Genomic DNA, 16,901 nt, shown 5'->3' on the forward strand with positions numbered 1-16,901 from the left:
CCGCGCATTCCCGGCGACCGCGCATGGGCGCGCCCGTCGGAGCTGGGTCGGCGAGCCGGTGAGGGCGATCGCGTCACCATGCGTGAGGCATAGTCAACCCCCTGTGGAGGGGTCGAGGGAAGCCATAAGTGACCGAAATTGCTTCATCGGCCCGAACGGCTGAGCAGCTGTGAGCAGTTGGGGGGCCTCTGGGACTGAACGTGACGCTGGGCCGTCCGGGTCACCCGTCAGGTCCGCTTGAAGAACTCGACCTCCCCGACCGCGATCGGACGGCCTCCCGCCCGGCCCGCCGCCTCGCGCAGGACGAGCCGGACGGAGACGACGTCGCTGATGCCCGTCCGTACCGTCTGGGGGCCGGGCTTGTCGGTGAACGTCAGCTTCTTCTCGCGGACCGTGCCGTCCGCCGTCGTGACGACCAGCTCCGCCCGGATCGGCCGCGGCTCCCGCCGGAACTCCTGGGGCTCCTTCGACGCCCCGGTGTGCACGACGACCCCGACCAGCCGGAACGGCGTTTCGAACGTGCACGTCAGTGACGAGCCAGGGGCGGGCGCGCCCCAGTACTTGTCGGTCAGGCCGTCGACGGCCGCGCCCGCCGGATGGCCGGGGGCGGCGCCGCTCGCGCTCACCCCGGCGGGGCTGATCTCCGCCGTGCCGCCGAGCTTGTCCCGTACGTCCTCGAAGAGCACCCGCCCGGCCGGCAGGAACAGGAAGCCCACGAAGAGCAGTCCGACGACCGCCAGCACGAGCAGGACCCGCCGCAGCGCCCGGCTTGAGCGGACCCGCACCCGGCGGCGGAACGGCCACACCGTGCGCCACCACGGCAGGGGCGCGGCCTGCTCCCTGGCCTGGAGCGGTGCCGCGCAGCGCCGGCAGAACCGCCGCCCGGGCAGGTTCGGCGTACCGCAGGCCGGACACGGCGGCCCGTCCGGCGCCTCAGCCGCCTCCACCGGCCGGACCACGGGCCGCCGAGCGACGGGCTTGGCCGGCTGGACGGCGGCTATGGGGTCCTCGGGGTCGGGCGTGGGTGCGGGTGCGGGTGCGGGTCGTGTGGGTGGTACGGGCGGAGGTGGTGTGGGAGGCGCTGGGCGTACGGGTGCGGGGCGCGCCGGTTCGGTGGATGGAGCGGGTTCACGCGCAGGCGTTGGCGTACGTTCCGGACGCGGCTCAGGTTCCGGCTGAGGCGTCGGTGCCGGGGCCGGTGCTGGTGGTGCCGGGGCCGGTGCTGGTGGTGGCGTCGGCTGAGGTTCCGGTTCCGGTTCCGGCCGTCGGGTCGGCTCCGGCTCCGGCCGTGGCGCCGGAACGGGCTCCGGCTCCGGGAACGGTTCCGGCCGGGTGTGCCGAGGCTCCGTCGACCACCCCAGGTACGACCCGCAGTTCCCGCAGAAGTCGTCGTCCTCGCGATTGGCCGTTCCGCACGCCGGACACGAGCGCATCGCGTCAGCCTCCTGTCTCTACGAGCGTCGTGGGCGCCTCTTCGGGCGGGCCCGGCAAAATCTCCACCCGGCAGGTGAGGTGGACGGGGCACGAGGCCGTCACCACGTCCAGGAGCCGGTTCTCGTCCACCGTGGCTCCGGGCGCCACCGGCCAGACGCGGACCAGCAGTTCGCCGGTCGGCGGCGGAGGCAGCTCCGTACCCGGGCGGTCCGACCACGCCACGCCCCCGCCGTCCCGCACCTCCGCGTGGACGCCGAAGCAGAGCCGGAGGTGTTCGACCAGGCCGCGCCGGGTGCCGCGCCACCGGTGCAGCTCCACCGCGCGGGCCACCACCGCCCGTCGCAGCTCCGGCGGCCGGTCCGGGTCGGTGCCCGCGCCCACCCAGGTCGCCAGCCAGGCCAGGAAGTCGGCCGGGGCCAGGGCCGGGTCGAAGTAGGCGGGCAGGTTGTCCAGGGTGGACAGGACCGGGGCCAGGACCGTGTCCAGACCGGCCGTGAAGCGCTGGGCCAGGTCGTCGTCCGCGTACAGGGCGGGCAGCAGTTCGCCGATCGGGTAGCGGCTGGGCAGCCCGGGTACGGCGGCCCGGCTCACGCGCCCTCACCCGGTCCGCTCGCCGTGACGATCACCTGGTGCTGGTGCGAGAAGACCAGCGCGCCCGGTGCCACGTCGATCCGGTCCACCGCCCCGCCGCGCCGCCCGGTGACCGGGTCCGCCGGGAACAGCCGGACCTCCTCCACCAGCCCGGCCCCCCGCACCCCTTGGAGGACCGCGAAGACCTCCCCGTACTGCACCGGCCGCCCGAACGGCCACCCCGTACCGCCCGCACCGCCGCGCAGCGGGTCGATGTGGCGGAACAGGGCGTCCAGGGCCTGAGCGCGCACCCGGTCCACGTCGGCCGGGGCCGCGAGAAGCCGGGCGACCACGGTGACGCCCTGGTAGGCGGGCGGCTCCACGACCAGCCGGGTGCCCACCAGGCGCCGTTCGTCCAGCCGTTCCGCGACCGCCGCGAGCACCTGGTCCGAGGGGATCAGCTGCTCGAACCGCAGCCGGCCGCCCTCGTCGGGGACCGCGTCCGGCACCACCAGGACCCGTACCGCACCACCCTCGCCCGGTACGGCGGGCAGACATCGGACCCGGCGCAGCGAGGGCGCCGCCTCGCGGGCGATGACCTCGTGGTCCCGCGCGGTGACGGCCCGCTCCTGCACCCTCAGGATGTTCGACGCGCGCACCTTGGCGTTCTCCACGGTCTCCCCGTCCACGCCGCCGATCGCCGCCTCCCGGTTGCCGACCCCCGCGACGTACGGGACCGAGCTGCGCAGCACCGAGATCGCGCCCCGGGCCACGTTCCCGGCCGACCCGCCGCCCGTGCGGTAGCGCGGGACGCGGAGCTGGGAGCCCTTCTCCGGGACGGCACCGTACGCGCGCATCGTGCCGTCCGGCTCCCGCACCTCCGGCGGGAACGCGAACTCGCCGGAGACCGCGTCGATCCGGACGTGCCGGTCACCGGGCGCGGAGGCGCCGAAGTGCTCGACGGGCGTCCAGACCTGCCAGCCCTCGGCGGACGACACCTGGACCACCGGCGGCTCGCCGTCCATCAGCAGCGGCACCCGGCTCACCGAGAACCGCTGCCCGGCCACCCCCTCCGACACCCCGAGGGGCACGTCGAGGACGGTCTCCGCGTGCTCGACGGCGGCCGTGCCACCGACCGTGAACACCTCGGCCTCCCGGATCGTCGGCGACTCGGAGTAGAACGGCTGGCCCGGCTCCGGTGCCGTCACCCGGCAGCGCAGCCACCCCGCCCGGGTCCCGGCGACCACGGACGCGGTGTGTCCGGCCGGGACGAACACGATGATCTCGCCCGGCCGGTTGAGCCCGCCGGTGCTGTCGTCACCGGTCGCGCACTCCACCCACCGGGCCCCGTCCCACGCCTCCCACACCAGCGGCGGCTGACGCGGGTCGACGCCCACACCCTCCACCCGGCTGTCCAGGCGTACGGCGACGATGCACCGGGGTACGGCGGTGGGCAGCCCGAACAGCAGGGCGTCACCCGGTTCCGGGCGCGGCGAGAAGCACGGGATGTCCTTGCCCGCGCCGAGCGGCCCGGTGCGGTCGGTCTGGTCGCCGGTCTTCGGCGCGGTGACCAGCCGGACCAGCGAACTCGGCACGATCGGCAGGTCCTCGGAGGTGGTGAACACCACCGGCTCCTCCGCCTCCCCGCGCGCGGTCGCCACCTCGGTCCCGGCCGGCAGCCGCACGGTCTCCGGCTGCGGCGCGGAGAGCCAGAAGTCGACCTCGGCCCGGCCAACGGTCGGTGGGAACAGGGTCACGCCCAGCAGGTCCAGGAAGGCCGCGTAGTTCTTGTCCGGCACCCGGTTCAGCCGGTACAGCAGCTGGTCGACCAGGTACGCGAACGTCTCGATCAGCGTGACCCCGGGGTCCGACACGTTGTGGTCGGTCCACTCCGGGGAGCGCTGCTGGACGTACCGCTTGGCCTCGTCGACGAGCTGCTGGAAGCGCCGGTCGTCCAGGTTGGGGGAGGGCAGGGCCATCAGCGCGTCCCCGCTTCCGCGGACGCCTCGGAGGCGTCCCCGTCGGAGGGGATCGTGTAGAAGGGGAAGACCAGGTTGCGCAGGTCGTTGGTGGCCCGCACGGTGTAGCGCACGTCGATGTAGAGCGTGCCCTCCTCGATCGCGTCGAACGCGATCACCACGTCCGTCACCTCGATGCGCGGCTCCCACCGCTCCAGCGAGGTGCGGACCTCCTGGGCGATCCGCCCGGCGGTCGCGCCGTCGCCGGGCGCGAAGACGTAGTCGTGGATGCCGCAGCCGAACTCCGGCCGCATCGGCCGCTCACCTGGTGCCGTACCGAGGATCAGACCGATGGCCTCCTCGATCTCCTTGTCCCGCTCGACCAGGGCGATCCCGCCCGTCGCGCCGGTCCGCAGCGGGAAGCCCCAGCCGCGTCCGATGAATCCGCCGCCGCTCACATCGGGCCCCCGATCAGGACGTTCGGCGCGCCGCTGATGATCTGCGCGCCGCAGGTGGTCTTGTCGCCCACCCGGGCCGCGGGCAGTCCGCCGATCAGCACCTGACCGCTGAGCGCGGCGGCCGGGCTGGGCATGATCACGTTGCCCGGCCCGAGAGCCGCGTGCGGGGGGACGACGCAGGCGTGCAGACTTCCGGGGCGGGGCGGGACCAGACTCCCGGTGACGGCCGCGATCCGGCCGCCGATCCACACGGTGGCGACGGCCACCGCGCCTGGGGGCGGGGTGCCGATGACGCCGCCGTGGGCGGTGCTGTCGCCCGAGCGGGCTGCGGGGGGCATGGCCGGGGTTCTCCTTGCTGTGAAAGTGACTTGCGGGGCAGGGGGTGGAGTAGGGGTGGAGCGTCAGTTGATCCGGATGAGTTTGGCCTTGAGCACGGCGAGCAGCCCGCCGTCCACGGTGACCCCCGTCCTGCCCTTGATGGTCACCGAGCGCCCGTTGATCTCGACGTTCCCCGTACCGGCGTCCAGCGTGATGCCCGACGAGGAGAGCGTCACGGAGCTCTGCGGCCGCTTGACACCGGGGGCGAACACGGTGAGGGCGATCTCGTTCCTCCGCTCGTCCAGTACGACCTCCAGCCGCTTGTTGCCACTGGCCAGCCGGACACCGGACGGACCGCGCGGAGTGTCCAGCAGCTCCAGCCGGTTGCCCGAACGAGACACCAGGGAACGGCGGTTGACCTTGCCGCTGGTCTTGTCCACCAGCGGTACGTCATGCTCCGACGGCCGGTCGATCCCGTTGTACAGGCCGCCCAGCACATACGGGCTGTCGATCAGCCCCTGATCGAAGCCGACCAGCACCTCGTCGTTGACCTCGGGGCTGAACACCCCGCCGCCGCCGTTGCCGCCCCACTGCACCGTACGGACCCAGTCGGTCACATAGGTGTCGTCGAGCCAGGGGAACTTCAGCCGTACCCAGCCCCGTTGGGCCTTGCCCTCGCGGATGTCGGTGACCACGCCGATCGCCAGCCCCGGCATGCGCGGACCGCGCGAGGGCGTCCCGCCGCCGGTCAGCCCGGCCAGTGAGCGGTCGGGTGAGGCGCTCACGAGCACGGTCGTGCGGTAGCCGCCGTCCGGTTCGAGGACGTGGTGTGCGGCGGTCGCGGTGTAGCGCCCGGAGAACGTCGGCCCCACGTTGCCGAGGGCGACCGGCGCGCCCGCCCGCAGCCGGGGGTTGCCCACGGCCACCGCCTCGATCTCACCGAAGCCGGAGCTGACCGAAGCGGCCACCGCACCGGCGACGGCCGTGGTCTCCGCCTGGGTCCGGTACGGGGTGTCGGCGACGGTCATCCGGGCCTTCGCGCCGAACGCCTTGGACGCCACCGACGGTTGCATCCCGGGGGCCACCGTGGTGCTGCGGACGGCCTGCTCGCGCGCCACCAGCCGCGTCTTGGTGTCGACGTTCCAGCCGCGCACCTCCACATCGCCCGCCCCGTCCGCGCCGGTCACGACCGCCCGCAGGGAGAGCAGGTTGTCCCCGTACTCCAGGACCATCGGGTTCCGGGCGGCGGGGGTGGTGGGTGAGGGCGCGGTGGCGGCGCGCCTCGGCTTGGTGAACTGGAGCACGCCCTTGTCGTCCACCCGTACCTGCGCGCCGCTCTCGGCGGCCAGGTGCTGGAGGAACTCCCAGTCCGAGACGTTGGCCTGGGTCAGCTGCTTGTACGTGATCGGCGCCGCCTCGACCTTGCCGCAGGTCAGCCCGGCACCCGTGGCCACCTTGCGGACGATGTCCGCCGTCTTCATGTTCCGGTACGCGACCACTTTCCGGCCGCGCTGGAGCCGGTGCGCCTTGGAGAGCGCCCGGATGACGGTGAACGTCCCGGTGGTGTCGTGGTCCAGCTCGATCGCCGTGACCTCACCGGTGAACAGCCGCTCACGGACCCGGTCCTGCACGGTGACCACGGAGATCTTCAGCGGTGTGCCGAGCGTGATCCCGCTCTCGGTGAGCAGCTCGTGGTCCGGGTCCCGGTACATCAGTACGGCGGTGTCCGGCAGTCCGACGTTCTCGTCGACCACGCAGCTCACCAACTGGGCGGCCCAGCCCAGCGGCAGCTCGTTGGGTGCCTCCACGATGGGGTCGGCGGCGAAGGCGCGGCCCGGGGCGACGCCGGTCATCGGTCCCCCTCCACCAGGTGGTCTTCCAGGCCCGGCACGAGGAGCTCGCTGCCGGGTATCAACTGCATGGGGTTGTCCAAGCCGTTGGCCTCCGCGATGGTGCGCCAGGCGGTGGCATCGCCGTACTCGCGCCAGGCGAGCAGCGGCAGGCTGTCCCCGGCCACGACCCGGTGCGTCCGCCGGGCCTCCTTCGAACCGGAGGTGGGGTTCTGGCCGGCGGGGTCGACGCTGGCCTCCTCGATCGACAGGGAGCAGGTGGCGCGCAGCGGCTTCCCGTCCACGTCGAACAGGGTGTACGAGACGGAGAGGTTGGAGAGCACGCCGTCGAACGAGGTGGTCCTCGACGTCCCCCAGTCGAACCGCACCCACGGGCTCGCGGGCGTCTTGCGCGCGAGGCTGGTCGGCGTCGGCACGCAGGCGATCATCAGCTGCTCCACCGCCTTCTCCACGGAGTTGTCGTGGGTGGCCGTCGCATCGAGGAAGACCTCCAGGGAGAGCGACCGGGGCCCGCTCCCGACGAACTCGGGCAGCGCGGACTGGCCGGCCATCCGGGACGGAGTGCGCCGCCACTCGGTGTTCTTGCTCAGCGACAGCTTGGAGGGGTTGAACTGGAGCGTGAGCTGCGCGAGTTTGCCGCCCGGCTTGGCGCCGACCGTCGACGGTGGCTCCATGATGGTCAGTTGGGCGCGCGCACGGCTCGCACGCAGAGCGGGTGACATGGCGGTTCCTCCTCTCTCGTAGGGCGGGTCTTCTCTGGCGGGGCGGGTCCTCAGGACGGGTCGTCAGGACGGTTCGTCAGGACGGTTCGTCAGGACGGTTCGTCAGGACGGGGCGTCAGGAGGGTTCGAGGCCCTCGTGGGCGATCTCCAGCGTCTCGATCGCCGCCTGGGAGCTCGCGGGGTCGAAGGAGGGGCCCTGCCAGCGCACCGGGATGATGCCCTGCACCTGCCAGCTGATGATCCGGCTGAGGTCCGGGCGCAGGGCGACGATCTCGCCGTCCTTCGGCTCGACCCGCTGGATCGTCTCGTTCAGCCAGCGCGCGATCTTGAGCGTGTCGGCGGTGACCGGGCGGGTCAGCGTGATGTTGGTCCAGGTGATGCGTCCCGGCAGCTGCCAGGTGAAGCCGTTGTTGCCACCCTCGGCGTACGTCTCCATCTCCACCTCGGCGCCCAGGCCCGAGCAGGTGTGGAAGGCCCCGAGGTCGCTGCCGCCGATCACGAGCTTGAAGAAGACGCTCGTTGCGAAGATGTTGTCCGTCATCCCGTTTCTCTTCTTCTCTGCCGGTGCTGGTCCTGCGGTTGCTGCGGTTGCTGCGGTTCTCGCTGGTCCTGAGGTTCTTGCTGGTTTCGCGGATATTGCCTGGGTGGGGTGCGCTGTCAGCGGCGGCCGTCGTGCAACCGCCCGGCGCGCTCCCGGCCGCGGCGCATGTCGGCGCGGATGAGCCGGCTCACGGGGTCGAGGAGGCGGCGGGCCAGCTCCTCGATCTCGGCCCCGGTGAACCGGGTCGCCGCGTTCGCGGTGTTCGTGGTGGCGCCCTCCGCCGGGGTGTCCGAGGTGGAGGCGGAGCCGGACCTGCCGTCGTCCGTACGCTGAACGACCGGCGCCGGGACGGCCTTCACCGGGACGCCGGTGATGCCCGCGTGGGCGGCCGCACGCTGCAACACCTGTGCCTGCGTCGGGGGCCGCGCCGTCGAAGTGCCGGAGCCGCTCGGCCCGGAGGCCGGCGTGGGCGGGCGCGGCGGAACCCGTACGGAGAGGGCCGGCGGCCCGGGCGGGGGAGCACCGCCTCCGGGCGCCGGGCCGGCGGGCGGGGGGCCCGCGGGGTCGGGCACGACCGGCAGCGGCATCCGCTGGACGGGTACGACGGTGACCCCGGGCCGCGCCGCCGCGGGGGGGTGGGGGCGGACGACCGGGACGGGGTGGGCGCGGGAGACGGACTGCGGGGACGTCGCCGATGGCGATGGCTGGGGTGCCTGGCCCGCTTGGCCTGTCTGGCCTGTCTGGCCTGCCTGGCCTGCCTGGCCTGTCTGGCTTGCCGTTCGGACTTCGGGGCCGGGTGACGACGGGGCGGTGGCTGCCGAATCCCGTACCGGACGACGCTGCACGAGCCGCTGGATCACGCCGCCGACGGCGGACCCGCTCTGCGTGGGGGTGGCGGTGGCGGTGACACGGGGACGGCTGCGGTCGCCGATGGTGCGCCGGGGCGCGGGGGTCGCGTGCACGGCGCGCTGGACGGGCGAGCCGGGCGAGGCAGGTGAGCCGGGTGCCGGGCCTGCGGACTTCAGCGCCGGGCCGGGGGGCTGCGTGGTCCGGTGCGGGGAGATGGGTGCGGCGGTTGCGGGGGTGGGGCCACTGGGGCGGGTGCGGGGTGCGTTGCGCCGGGGCGTCGCACCCCGAGACGTCCGGCGCTCCCCGGTCCGCGCGTCCCCGGCCTGAGCGTCGCTGGTCCGCGCGCCGTCGGTCCGTGTGTCCTGTGTGTTCTGGGTGCTCCCCGGGCCCGGCTGCTGTACGTCGCGGCGCCAGGTGGCAGCCACGACCGGCCGGGCCGTGCTGTCGCCCGCCGCAGTCGTCGGCGGGGCCGTCGAGAACCCCTCGGCAGAACCGGTGTTCACCTTCAGGGCCCTGCCCGAGAGCAGGGTGCGCGACCGCTGGACGGTGGGTGACAGTGGGTCGCCGGCGGTGGCCGGCGTGGTGTCGGCCCGTCCGCCCTCCCGCTTCGGGTGCTTCGGGCCGATGTTTCGGATGCGGACCGGTGCCGGAGGAGCGGCCGGGGACGCGGTGGTGCTGGGTGCGGGCGTACCCGTACCCGTACCCGCACCCGTACTCGTATGCGTATGCGTACGCGTCTGGGGGCGCTCCCCGTCCACCGCGCGCTGTACGGGGGAGAGGTGAGCGGGCGTGGAGGACGAGCGGACCGGCATCTCGGACGGTGCGCCGGAGGAGGCCGGTGGCGTCATGAGCGGCGCGGGCGCCCTCTGCGCAGCCGGTGTGTCCGGGGAGCCCGGCTGCGTACGGTGACGGCCACCGAGGAGAGGCGCGTCGCGCTGGAGCCGGGCGCTGGGCGGGAGTGCGGTGAGGGGCGCACCGATCCCGCCGCGCGTACGGGCACGGGGGGCGGAGCCGGACGGGCCGGCGGGTCGTGAGGGCCCGGGGGTGGTGCGGGGGCGTTGCGGCTGAGGTGTCGCGGCCGGTGCGGCTGCCGCCGCCGGTTCCGCGGCTACCGCCGTCTCTCCCGTCTGACGCTGAAGCACCGGCATGGCCGGCGTCTCCTGCCCTGCCGGGGCAATGCGTGCGGGCTGTCCTTGCCCTGCCGAGCCGGAAGGGATGGCCCCGGAGGGCAGCTCCCGCAGGGGTTTGCCCAGAGCAGGGCGCACGGGGGTGGTCGCCTGCTCGCCCCGCTGCTGGGTGGCGGTGCTCCGCTGCACGGTGCCGGTGCCGGAGGCAGCCGGTGGGGAAGGTGTGACAGGCACGACAGGAGCGGCGGGTGTGACTGGAGAGCTCGGCGGCAGGCCGGTGATCTGCCGCAGCCGCATCGCCGGACGCCGGGCGACGATCAGGGGCGGCGCGGTCCGCCGAAGGCGTACAGCGGCGGGCCGGGCACGCTGCACCGAACCCGCAGCCGAACCCGACGCCGAACCCGCAGCCGATCCCGAACCCGCAGCCGAACCCGAACCCGCAGCCGATCCCGAACCCGCAGCCGAACCCGAACCCGAAGCCGAACCCGAAGCCGAACCCGAACCCGAAGCCGAACCCGATGCCGAAGGATTCGGCTCGGAGGCAGTGGCTTGCACGGAGGCAGCCGCAGCCCCTTCGCTGCGCACGGCACGCTGTACGGTCGGCGCGGCCGCCGCGCCCGCGCCGGTAGCGGCGCCGGAGGCAGGAGCGAACCCCGCCCCGACCCCCCGTACCGTCTTCGGCGTCGTCCCGCCCGACCGCTGGACCGGAGCGGTCCGCCCAGGCCCACTGCCACGCGCGCGGCCCGCCGTCGCGGACGGCGGATCCACTCCGGCCGCCGCCTCGCCCTCCGCCTCCGGCCGGGCCGCCCGCAGCAGCAGCGGGCCCCCGGGGGAGGCGGAACGCGCGAGGCCCGGACGGGCGACGCCGTGGATGAGGCCCACCGGGGCCGACGGCAGCACGGCGTGGCCGAGTTCGCCGCCGATGGTGGGGTTCTGCCAGGAGGCGAGCTCGGACCGGAACCGCAGCCCGTCGCTCACCCCGATCGAGGACCGGGCGACGGTCACCGAAGGCGGGGCGACCTGCCGCCAGCCGCCGTCCCAGCCGGGACCGGAAGCGCCGGGACCGGAAGCGCCGGGACCGCCGCCCGAACGGGCACCCGTACCCGCGCTCGTACCAACTCCCGTACCAACTCCCGTACCAACCCACGCACCGGCCCCGTCCGACGAGGCCGTGCCCGGACGTCGCCGGTCCGTTCGGCGTAGCCAGTCCCCGAACCCCACACGATCACCCGCCTTCGTTGACGCGGGTGTTGATCCGCGCTATCTCCCGCACCCACTGCTGACGTTCAGCGTGGGTGAGGTCGAGAATGTCCTCACGCTGCCAATGGAAGTGGTAGGCGACGTACGCGATCTCCTCCCGCAACCGGGGAAGCGCGTACGTCACGATTCCCCCAGGCGCCCACCCGAGAGGTCCACCTCGAACGAACCGTGGCAGAGCGGGCAGGTCACCGCCGCGTGGGTGTGGCCCTCGCTGTTGATCCGGCGGTAGAAGTCCTGGAGGAACGCCACGTCGGTGGCGTACATCCGCTCCACGATCCCGGCGTGCACATCGGTGACCGTGCCGAGCTGGGTGATCACCTGGCTGAGCAGTACCACGGACAGGTAGGCCGGGTTCTCCTTCACCCGCAGATCGATCTGTGGGCGCAGCTCGTCCCGGGCCGTGGCCAGCCGCATGGTGCCGTGCCGGTGCACCTGGCCCTCGTCGTCGACGTACCCGCGCGGCAGCTCGAACGCGAACTCCGTCTGCAGCGTCTCGCGTTCGCGGTCGCGCTGGGGCGCGTGGGCGGGCGCGGGCGCCGGCGCCTCCTGGCGCGCGGCGGTCGTGGCGGCGAGGTTGTCGAGGGCCTCTTCGAGGCCACTGCCCGGCGAAACGGTCCGGCGCCTCATTCGACCACGATCTCCTCGAAGGTGATGGTCACCGTCTCGGTCGCGGCGCTGGACTCGCCGGCCTTGAGCGAGGGGCCCTCCCACTTGGAGGCCCAGCCCTGCATCAGCTGGATGCGCCGGACGGTCGCACCGGTCGAGTCCTTGATCTCGATCGTGAGGTTCTGGCGCGCGGTGTCGACGGCTCCGTTGTTGAGCGTCTCCTTGATCCAGGTGGTGAACTCGCTGCTCTGGTCGAGGCCGCGGGTGATCGTGACCTCGCCCGCCTGGCGCGCGCCCGGCTGCTTGCGGATGATCTGCTTGCCCTCGGCGGTCACCTGGCGGACCTCGACGACTTCTTCCTCGACGGTCAGTCCGCTGATCTCCTGGATGGACTCCACGAGATAGCCGCCGAGCTGCACGCCGAATACGTGGGTGGAAAGAGCGTCGCCCTCTGCCATGACTCTGTGTCACCTGTTCCGCTCGTGATGGTGGTGGTGGTGGAGGAGGAGGGACCCGTGAGGGTCACTCGTCGATGAGGCTGGTGCTGTCGGAGAACTGAGCCAGGCGGAAGACCACGAACTCCGCGGGCTTCACCGGGGCCACGCCGATCTCGCAGACGACCTGGCCGAGGTCGATCGACTCCTGCGGGTTGTTGCTCCGGTCGCAGCGGACGTAGAACGCCTCCTCGGCCGTGCGGCCGAACAGCGCGCCGCGTCGCCACTCCTCGGTGAGGAAGGCGGTGACATTGCGCCGGATGCTCGACCAGAGGCGGTCGTCGTTCGGTTCGAAGACCACCCACTGGGTGCCCAGGAGGATCGACTCTTCCAGGTAGTTGAAGAGGCGGCGCACGTTCAGGTAGCGCCAGGCCGGGTCGGAGGAGAGGGTGCGGGCACCCCAGATCCGGATGCCGCGGCCGGGGAAGGCCCGTACGCAGTTGACGCCGATCGGGTTCAGCAGGTCCTGCTCGCCCTTGCTGAGCCGGATCTCCAGGTCGACCGCACCCCGGATGACCTCGTTGGCGGGCGCCTTGTGCACCCCGCGCTCGCCGTCGCTGCGCGCCCAGACGCCGGCCACGTGACCGCTCGGCGGGACCAGGGAGTTGCGGCCGCTCGCCGGGTCGAAGACCTTGACCCAGGGGTAGTAGAGGGTGGCGTAGCGCGAGTCGTAACCGGCGTCGTCGTTGCGCCAGGTGCGCACCCGCTGGGCGTTCATGCCGGGCGGGGTGTCCAGGACGGCGACCCGGTCGCCCATCTGCTCGCAGTGCGAGATGACGGCCAGCTGGACGGTCTTGACGCCCTCGGCGTCGATCTCGCCGCGCTCGAAGGCGCTCATCAGGTCCGGGACGGCGACCATGGTGATCTCGTCGATCGCTTCGAGTCCGGCGAACCCCGTGCGGGCGGCGGTGTCGCCGACGTACTCGGACGCGTCCAGCCGTGCCACACCGGAACCGGGGGCGGGCGCGGCGGGGGCGAGGGCGACGGTCTGCTTCTCGGGGCGGCTCTGGGCCTCTCCGGGCTGCTCGGCGACCTGGATGAGCTGGGAGTCGCGGGCCTGGGTGACAAGGTAGCCCTTGACGTTCTTACGGGTGGAGACGTCGTAGCTCTCCACGACCTTGCCGGCCTGGCGGACCAGCAGCCGGAAGCGGTCCTCCGGGGGGTTCTCGCCCTCGGGGTCGGCGATCTCGACGGAGAGGTCGGCGCTCGTGCCGGACTTGGCGGAGACCAGGAAACCACCGAGCGCGACCGGGGCAGGGGCCTGGCCGACGGCGCCGGGCGCCGCGGACTCGGACGCGCCCTGCGCGGGGCCGCCGATGCGCACGATGTAGGCCGCGCCGCCGCCATTGGCGAAGAAGCCGTACACCGCATGCGTGAGGTAGGTGTCGGCGGTGAAGGTACCGAAGGTCTGGACGTACTGGTCCCAGTTGGTCACCAGCGTCGGCTGGTGGAAGGGGCCCGTCCCGGCGAAGCCCACGAAGGCCGCGACCGCGGTGCCGACTCCCTCGATGGGCCGTGCTCCGGACTGCACCTCCTCCACGTATACACCGGGGGTGAGGTACGACGGCATGCTCGCTCCTTCGGGGTGGTCACTCGTTCACCGCTCAGTCTTGCCCGGCGGCGTCGGCCGGGAGTAGGCCTCAAAGTCCTGGGCGCGGGGCAACGACGCTGCCCTTCCCGGGCACCCGTACGGCGTGAATGCTGCCCTCGGCGCCCGGGTGTGCCACTTGTCTTTTCCCGAGGCGGGCGGGGCGCATTCCCGAGCCCTCGGGACGAAGATGACCCTGGGACGAAGATGACCGTGGGATGAAGGTGACTCCCGGGATGAAGACGAGAAGAACAGCGGATCACGGAAGTGTTTCCGACCGGCCGGTGCTGGCGGATTCGTCACCGGAATCACCGGAGGGTCGGGTAATCGTTGCGGAGTGATGGGATTCGGCCAGAATGCGCCCAGAAGGTGCGGTGATCCGGCCTGGTTCAGCCGACGGAAACGGGCGCCCAATCGTTCCGATCGGGCGCCCGCGTTCTCTCGTCGGGCCGTCAGGAAGGTTCCTGAGCAGGCCCGTTCCTATCCCGTACCCCCGAAACCGGATGTTCTTGCCGAGTCGTCGGCGTCCAGGATGACCGAACTGGTGTAGACCTTTGGTGTATTCGGGAGGATGAATTCGCCACCGCGCGGCACGCTGGGTTTCCTCCGGGGCCGGGTTTCTGCTGTTGTCGTTACCGATAGGCGGAGCGCGGCACGCGGCGCCGTTGATTCCGCTGTGTTCTATCGTGCGAGATCGCTGAGTACACCGCTGACGTTAATCACCTGATGGCAGCCGGACGCCTGTGTCCCGGTCGCCGGAGTGCCGGGCTTGGCACAGGTGACGGCAGCGGTGACCGTGGCGTTCTGCGGAATCTGAATGGGGGTGACCCAGTGATAGTCCTGGTTGCGGAAGGTCTCCAGTGCGATGGTCGTGATCTTCCGCTCTCCGAAGGAGATCGTCAGCACCCCCTCGTCGCCCTGGAAGTTCGCCACCACGATGTCCGTGATGCCGAAGACCTTGCCCGGCGGAACCTGGTACGTCCCCGCCTTCTCGGCCCCGGCGTCGGTCTCCACGTCGATCGTCGCGGAACTCTGCTGGGTGCCCCCGGCGCCCGTACCGCCCGGACCGGCGCCCGTCCCCGGTCCCGTACCGGAGCCGCCGTTGCCGCCGGGCGTACCCGACCCGTCCGGACCTGTGCCCTGACCCCGGCCTCCGGCCGGGTCGTCCGGGCCGCCCGGTGTGGCCGAACCCTGCTGCTGCTCCTCGCGGGCGGCCTCCTCCTGCGCTGCCTCGGTCGCCGCCTGCTTCGCGGTGCTCTTCACCGCCGGCCGGACCAGCGCGAACCACGCCAGCAGCAGCGCCAGCAGTGCGGCCAGCACGATCAGCAGCCACTTGGGCAGGACGGGCATCTGGAGGAATTCGCCGGGCACCGGCTCCGGCCGGACGGCCTCCAGCTGGGCGGGCTCCGGCCGGACGGGCTCCCTGCTTCCGGCCCCCGCCAGGGCGGGCTCCCGGGCCTCGGCGGGCTCCTCGGCCTCGGCCGCCTCCACCTCGAACGGCCAGGTGACCGGCTCGCCGAACCAGATCAGTTCGGCCGCGCGCACCCGCAGCCGGATCTCGGCCGACTCCCCGGGTTCCAGCCGCTTCCGAGCCGGTGTGAAGCCCAGGCGCAGCTCCTCCCCGGCCTGCTTGCCGGTGAAAGCCACGTCGACCGGGGTGTTCCCCTTGTTCTGCACGGCGGTACGGAAGCGGGCGCCCATCCAGCCCCGACGGCGGCGCGGTTCCAGCTCGGTGCGCAGCTCGTGGAAGGGCTCCACGGTGACCGTGCCCTCGGGGACCACCACCGACTCCGGGTGCTCCGCCGGCAGGACCCGGACGGCCAGCGGGGTCTCGCCCGCCTCGACCTCGTGGGAGCGGGGCGGGGCGAAGGTGAGGGTCACCGTCTCGGAGGTGCCCGGATAGAGCGACACGCGGGCCGGCTCGACGGTGCTCCACGTGGCGCAGTCGCCGACGACTTCGAGCGTGTAGGCCTCGACGATGTCGCTGTCGTTGCGCACGGTCAGGGTCGTCGTCGCGGTACCGCCGGGCGACACCGTCACCGTGGGCGTTTCGAGTTCGGCAGATGTGGTCACCCTGCGACGGTAGGCCGCACCGCCGGCCGCGCAGCAGGGTCACGAGGGCAACGGGCGGGCAGGGCCGGTGCCCCGAACGCACACCGGCCCGGTGGCCCCGCGACCCCTCCCCGCGCCCGCGCCCCCTGCCGAAGACCGGCGCGGGCGAGAGCGGAGAGGACACATCGGGCGGAAGTACCTGAGAAAGACGGCGCGGAACGATGACGACGGCAGACACGAAGAGCAGGGCGACGGCCGACCCGCAAGGCAGGGCGACGGCCGACCCGGACAGCAGGGCGACGGCTGACCCGGACAGCAGGGCGACGGCCGACCCGCACAGCAGGGCGACGGCCGACCCGCACAGCAGGACGACGGAGCGCGGGCAGTACCGCAGGCCCGACGCGGCCCGGCGGACCGCGCGGAGCGTCCCCGGGGCGGGGGCCGGGGACCGGGTCACCGTGGCGGTGTACGCGGAGGACCTGATCCTCCAGACCGGCATGATCCACCAGCTGCGGATGCGGCCCGAGATAGAGCTCATACCGGAGGCCGAAGCCGACCGGGCCCAGGTCTCCCTGGTGGTGGTGGACATGGTGGACGAGGCCACCGTCCAGCTTCTGCACCGCCTCCAGCGCAACACCTCCACCCGCACCGGACTGGTCGTCGGCCTCTTCGAGTCGGGCGCGCTCCAGACCATGATCGAGTGCGGGGTCGCCGCCGTGCTGCGACGCGGCGAGGCAGACCAGGACCGGCTGATCCACCTGGTCAAGGCCATGGCGAACGGCGAGGGCGTCCTCCCGGGCGACCTGCTCGGCAAGCTCCTGGACCATGTCAGCAGCCTCCAGCGGACGGTTCTGGACCCCAGGGGGCTCACCCTCTCCACCCTCACGGCACGCGAGGCGGAGATGATCCGGCTGGTGTCGGAGGGCTTCGACACCGCGGAGATCGCGCAGAAGACCTCGTACTCCGAACGTACCGTCAAGAACGTGCTGCACGAGGTCGCGACCCGGCTCGACCTGCGCAACCGCGCCCACGCGGTCGGGTACGCGATGCGGCACGGACTGATCTGAGCACCCC

The 16,901-nt window shown here is 72.7% G+C and carries 16 protein-coding genes; 2 read left to right on the forward strand and 14 right to left on the reverse strand.

Annotated elements, in window-relative coordinates:
- Positions 1–227: 227 nt before the first annotated feature.
- The 9 genes from ACIQAK_RS08840 to ACIQAK_RS08880 all read right to left on the reverse strand — a co-directional run bounded on the left by ACIQAK_RS08840 (position 228) and on the right by ACIQAK_RS08880 (position 8,255).
- Positions 228–1,433: an NADase-type glycan-binding domain-containing protein gene (locus ACIQAK_RS08840; protein WP_401847837.1), complete on the reverse strand. Its 1,206-nt coding sequence runs from the start codon at positions 1,431–1,433 to the stop codon at positions 228–230.
- 4 nt (positions 1,434–1,437) lie between these two features.
- On the reverse strand, positions 1,438–2,025 hold the full coding sequence (locus tag ACIQAK_RS08845; protein WP_366387566.1) for a phage tail protein: 588 nt from the start codon (positions 2,023–2,025) through the stop codon (positions 1,438–1,440).
- Positions 2,022–3,983, reverse strand: coding sequence for a putative baseplate assembly protein (locus ACIQAK_RS08850; RefSeq protein ID WP_366387567.1), 1,962 nt, complete (start codon positions 3,981–3,983; stop codon positions 2,022–2,024). Before ACIQAK_RS08850 ends, ACIQAK_RS08845 begins: the two co-directional genes overlap by 4 nt.
- On the reverse strand, positions 3,983–4,420 hold the full coding sequence (locus ACIQAK_RS08855; protein WP_366387568.1) for a GPW/gp25 family protein: 438 nt from the start codon (positions 4,418–4,420) through the stop codon (positions 3,983–3,985). The genes ACIQAK_RS08850 and ACIQAK_RS08855 overlap by 1 nt, the downstream gene beginning before the upstream one ends.
- Entirely contained in the window at positions 4,417–4,758 is a 342-nt protein-coding gene (locus tag ACIQAK_RS08860) for a PAAR domain-containing protein (RefSeq protein ID WP_366387569.1), read from the reverse strand. Before ACIQAK_RS08860 ends, ACIQAK_RS08855 begins: the two co-directional genes overlap by 4 nt.
- A 63-nt stretch (positions 4,759–4,821) precedes the next feature.
- Entirely contained in the window at positions 4,822–6,591 is a 1,770-nt protein-coding gene (locus ACIQAK_RS08865) for a VgrG-related protein (RefSeq protein ID WP_366387570.1), read from the reverse strand.
- Positions 6,588–7,310: a LysM peptidoglycan-binding domain-containing protein gene (locus ACIQAK_RS08870; protein ID WP_366387571.1), complete on the reverse strand. Its 723-nt coding sequence runs from the start codon at positions 7,308–7,310 to the stop codon at positions 6,588–6,590. The genes ACIQAK_RS08865 and ACIQAK_RS08870 overlap by 4 nt, the downstream gene beginning before the upstream one ends.
- A gap of 115 nt (positions 7,311–7,425) precedes the next feature.
- Positions 7,426–7,851 carry a phage tail protein gene (locus ACIQAK_RS08875; RefSeq protein ID WP_366387572.1) on the reverse strand — a complete coding sequence of 142 codons (426 nt, stop codon included), beginning with the start codon at positions 7,849–7,851 and terminating at the stop codon, positions 7,426–7,428.
- Positions 7,852–7,967: 116 nt separating this feature from the next.
- Positions 7,968–8,255, reverse strand: a complete 288-nt coding sequence (locus ACIQAK_RS08880) for a hypothetical protein (protein WP_366387573.1) — start codon at positions 8,253–8,255, stop codon at positions 7,968–7,970.
- 859 nt (positions 8,256–9,114) lie between these two features.
- Between ACIQAK_RS08880 and ACIQAK_RS08885 the strand changes: the two genes are divergently transcribed.
- Positions 9,115–9,483 (forward strand): hypothetical protein, encoded by a 369-nt coding sequence (locus ACIQAK_RS08885; protein WP_366387574.1) that lies wholly within the window; start codon positions 9,115–9,117, stop codon positions 9,481–9,483.
- Positions 9,484–11,052: 1,569 nt separating this feature from the next.
- Here the strand turns inward: ACIQAK_RS08885 and ACIQAK_RS08890 are convergent.
- The 5 genes from ACIQAK_RS08890 to ACIQAK_RS08910 all read right to left on the reverse strand — a co-directional run bounded on the left by ACIQAK_RS08890 (position 11,053) and on the right by ACIQAK_RS08910 (position 15,848).
- Entirely contained in the window at positions 11,053–11,211 is a 159-nt protein-coding gene (locus tag ACIQAK_RS08890) for a DUF6760 family protein (RefSeq protein WP_018492281.1), read from the reverse strand.
- A complete protein-coding gene (locus ACIQAK_RS08895) occupies positions 11,208–11,714 on the reverse strand; it encodes a hypothetical protein (protein ID WP_366387575.1) in 507 nt (168 codons plus the stop codon). The genes ACIQAK_RS08890 and ACIQAK_RS08895 overlap by 4 nt, the downstream gene beginning before the upstream one ends.
- The gene (locus ACIQAK_RS08900; protein ID WP_366387576.1) at positions 11,711–12,151 is read right to left on the reverse strand and encodes a phage tail protein; all 441 of its coding nucleotides are present in this window, start codon (positions 12,149–12,151) and stop codon (positions 11,711–11,713) included. The genes ACIQAK_RS08895 and ACIQAK_RS08900 overlap by 4 nt, the downstream gene beginning before the upstream one ends.
- A 64-nt stretch (positions 12,152–12,215) precedes the next feature.
- Positions 12,216–13,757 (reverse strand): phage tail sheath family protein, encoded by a 1,542-nt coding sequence (locus tag ACIQAK_RS08905; protein ID WP_366387577.1) that lies wholly within the window; start codon positions 13,755–13,757, stop codon positions 12,216–12,218.
- Between the two features lie 699 nt (positions 13,758–14,456).
- Positions 14,457–15,848 (reverse strand): hydrolytic protein, encoded by a 1,392-nt coding sequence (locus tag ACIQAK_RS08910; RefSeq protein ID WP_366387578.1) that lies wholly within the window; start codon positions 15,846–15,848, stop codon positions 14,457–14,459.
- Between the two features lie 200 nt (positions 15,849–16,048).
- Here ACIQAK_RS08910 and ACIQAK_RS08915 point away from each other — a divergent pair, with 200 nt between their 5' ends.
- On the forward strand, positions 16,049–16,894 hold the full coding sequence (locus ACIQAK_RS08915; protein ID WP_366387579.1) for a response regulator transcription factor: 846 nt from the start codon (positions 16,049–16,051) through the stop codon (positions 16,892–16,894).
- Positions 16,895–16,901 lie beyond the last annotated feature (7 nt).

The organism is Streptomyces sp. NPDC088706 (genome assembly GCF_044752765.1).
GTDB lineage: Bacteria > Actinomycetota > Actinomycetes > Streptomycetales > Streptomycetaceae > Streptomyces.